Source organism: Nocardia sp. NPDC059764, from assembly GCF_042732555.1.
Taxonomy (GTDB): Bacteria; Actinomycetota; Actinomycetes; order Mycobacteriales; family Mycobacteriaceae; genus Nocardia.
This window is the reverse complement of record NZ_JBHWHH010000329.1, coordinates 1-2,857: the sequence shown is the minus strand read 5'-3', so window position 1 is coordinate 2,857 and position 2,857 is coordinate 1. Positions and strand designations below refer to the sequence as shown.

General features: G+C 68.7%; 2 protein-coding genes. One reads left to right on the top strand and one right to left on the bottom strand.

Annotated elements, in window-relative coordinates; all coding sequences use genetic code 11:
* Positions 1-2: 2 nt before the first annotated feature.
* A complete protein-coding gene (locus tag ACFV4K_RS35330) occupies positions 3-923 on the bottom strand; it encodes a neutral zinc metallopeptidase (protein WP_379280641.1) in 921 nt (306 codons plus the stop codon).
* A gap of 120 nt (positions 924-1,043) precedes the next feature.
* Here ACFV4K_RS35330 and aspS point away from each other — a divergent pair, with 120 nt between their 5' ends.
* Positions 1,044-2,837 carry an aspartate--tRNA ligase gene (aspS, locus tag ACFV4K_RS35325; RefSeq protein ID WP_379280640.1) on the top strand — a complete coding sequence of 598 codons (1,794 nt, stop codon included), beginning with the start codon at positions 1,044-1,046 and terminating at the stop codon, positions 2,835-2,837.
* The last annotated feature ends 20 nt before the right edge of the window (positions 2,838-2,857 follow it).

Sequence of the window (2,857 nt, the reverse complement as noted above, 5' to 3'; positions counted from 1 at the left end):
GATCAGCGCAGGGCCGGCGGGTTGCCGAGGTCCTGGGCGGAGTAGGTGTCGCAGGCCTTGACCTGGCCGGTCTTGTAGCCGGTCAGGAACCACTTCTGGCGTTCCACCGAGGAACCGTGAGTCCAGGCTTCGGGGTTGACGCGGCCGGTGGCGGCCTTCTGGATGCGGTCGTCACCGACGGCGGAGGCGGCGGAGAGCGCGTCGCGAATGTCATTGTCGGTCAGCGGCTTCAGGAAGGGCTGGCCGCCGCCGGGGGCGGGCAGCTTGTCGGCGTAGGCGGCCCAGACGCCGGCGTAGCAGTCGGCCTGCAGCTCGGTGCGGACCGCGCCGGAGGTCGGGCCCTTGGGGTCGCGCTGGGCCTTGTTGATGTCGCCGAGCTGGTTCTGGATGTGGTGGCCGAACTCGTGGGCGACGACGTACTCCTGGGCCAGGGGCCCGCCGCTGGAGCCGAAACGGTCGACCAGTTCCTGGAAGAAGCTGGTGTCGAAGTAGGCGGTCTGGTCGGCGGGGCAGTAGAACGGGCCCACCGCCGAGGACGCGCGCCCACAGGCGGTGTTCACCGCGCCGGAGAACAGCGTCACCTTCGGGGCGACGTATTTGCGGCCGGTCTGCTTGGGCAGCTCGGTGCCCCACACATTGTCCAGGCTCTGGACGGTGGCGATGACACGGCAGTCCACGTACTTGTTGGCGTCCGCGCCGGTCTTGCAATGATCGGGGGTGGTCGCGGTGCCGGACTTGGAGTTCGAATCCGCGCCCGTGAATTGGCCCAGGATGCTGCCCGGATCGCCGCCGAGCAGCAGGGACGCGATCAGCACGATGATGCCCAGCGCGCCACCGCCGAGAGCCAGGCCGCCGCCCAGACCGGGTCCACCGCCGCCACTCACCCGGTTCGGGTCGATTTGCAGGCCCTCGTTGAAGGTCATGCGTATCACTCTGACACGGGCGAGCGGATATCGGTTTCCACTCCCCCCACGTGTCTCTCTACGATGGGTCTGCACCTGGTCACCCGCACCGGTGCTTCGAGTCCCGTCGAAAGGAATCCCGTGCTGCGCACCCACTTGGCTGGTTCGCTGCGAAGCGAGCACGCCGGTCAGACCGTCACCCTCACCGGCTGGGTGGCCCGGCGGCGAGACCACGGTGGCGTGATCTTCATCGATCTGCGCGATGCTTCGGGTGTGGCCCAGGCCGTCTTCCGTGAAGGCGAGCCCGCGGAGGCCGCCCACAAGCTTCGCAACGAGTTCGTCGTGAAGATCACCGGCGTGGTCGAGAACCGTCCCGAAGGCAGCGAGAACCCGAACCTGCCGACGGGCGCCATCGAGGTCAACGTGACCGCGCTCGAGGTGCTCAACGAGGCCGCGCCGCTGCCGTTCCAGCTCGACGACGAGCCGGGTGAGGAAGCCCGCCTCAAGTACCGCTACCTGGACCTGCGCCGCGAGGGCCCGGCGCACGCGATCCGCCTGCGCTCCAAGGTGAACTCCGCTGCCCGCGAGGTGCTGGCCAAGCACGCCTTCATCGAGGTCGAGACCCCGACCATGACCCGCTCCACCCCGGAGGGTGCGCGCGACTTCCTGGTTCCGGCCCGCCTGGCGCCCGGCAAGTTCTACGCCCTGCCGCAGTCGCCGCAGCTGTTCAAGCAGCTGCTCATGGTCGGCGGCATCGAGCGCTACTTCCAGATCGCGCGCTGCTACCGCGACGAGGACTTCCGCGCCGACCGCCAGCCGGAGTTCACCCAGCTCGACATCGAGATGAGCTTCGTCGAGCAGGAGGACGTCATCCTGCTGGCCGAGGACATCCTCGTCGCGCTGTGGAAGCTGGTCGGCTACGAGATCCCGACCCCGATCCCGCACATGACCTACGCCGAGGCCATGCGCCGCTACGGCTCGGACAAGCCCGACCTGCGCTTCGAGGTCGAGATCACCGAGATGATGGACTACTTCAAGGACACGTCCTTCCGCGTGTTCCAGGCTCCTTATGTCGGTGCGGTCGTCATGCCCGGTGGCGCCTCGCAGCCGCGTCGCCAGTTCGACGCCTGGCAGGAGTGGGCCAAGCAGCGCGGCGCCAAGGGCCTGGCCTACATCACCTTCAACGAGGACGGCACCCTCGGCGGGCCGGTCGCCAAGAACCTGACCGACGCCGAGCGTGAGGGCCTGGCCAAGCAGGTCGGCGCCGAGCCGGGCGACTGCGTCTTCTTCGCCGCCGGTGAGCAGAAGTCGAGCCGGGCGCTGCTGGGCGCGGCTCGCGGCGAGATCGCCCGCAAGTGCGGTCTCATCGACGAGAACGCCTGGGCCTTCGTCTGGATCGTGGACGCCCCGATGTTCGAGCCGACGGCCGACGCCACCGCGAGCGGCGATGTGGCCCTGGGCTATTCGGCCTGGACCGCCGTGCATCACGCCTTCACGTCGCCCATGCCCGAACACCTGGACACCTTCGACACCGATCCGGCGTCGGCGCTGGCCTACGCCTACGACATCGTCTGCAACGGCAACGAGATCGGCGGCGGCTCGGTCCGTATCCACCGCCGCGACGTGCAGGAACGCGTCTTCAAGGTGATGGGCATCGGCGAGGCGGAGGCGCAGGAGAAGTTCGGCTTCCTGCTCGACGCCTTCTCCTACGGCGCCCCGCCGATGGGCGGCATCGCCTTCGGCTGGGACCGCATCACCGCGCTGCTGGCCGGGGTGGACTCGATCCGCGAGGTCATCGCGTTCCCGAAGTCGGGCGGCGGCGTCGACCCGTTGACCGACGCGCCGACCCCGATCACGCCGCAGCAGCGTCAGGAAGCGGGCCTCAACGCCAAGCTGGACGCGAACGGCAACCCGGTCAAGGACGAGGGCAAGTAGCCTCGACACCGATGTACGAC

Bases quoted from the DNA above. Each gene is read 5' to 3' on its own strand.
- ACFV4K_RS35330 (WP_379280641.1), bottom strand. From the start codon at position 923: ATGACCTTCAACGAGGGCCTGCAAATCGACCCGAACCGGGTGAGTGGC.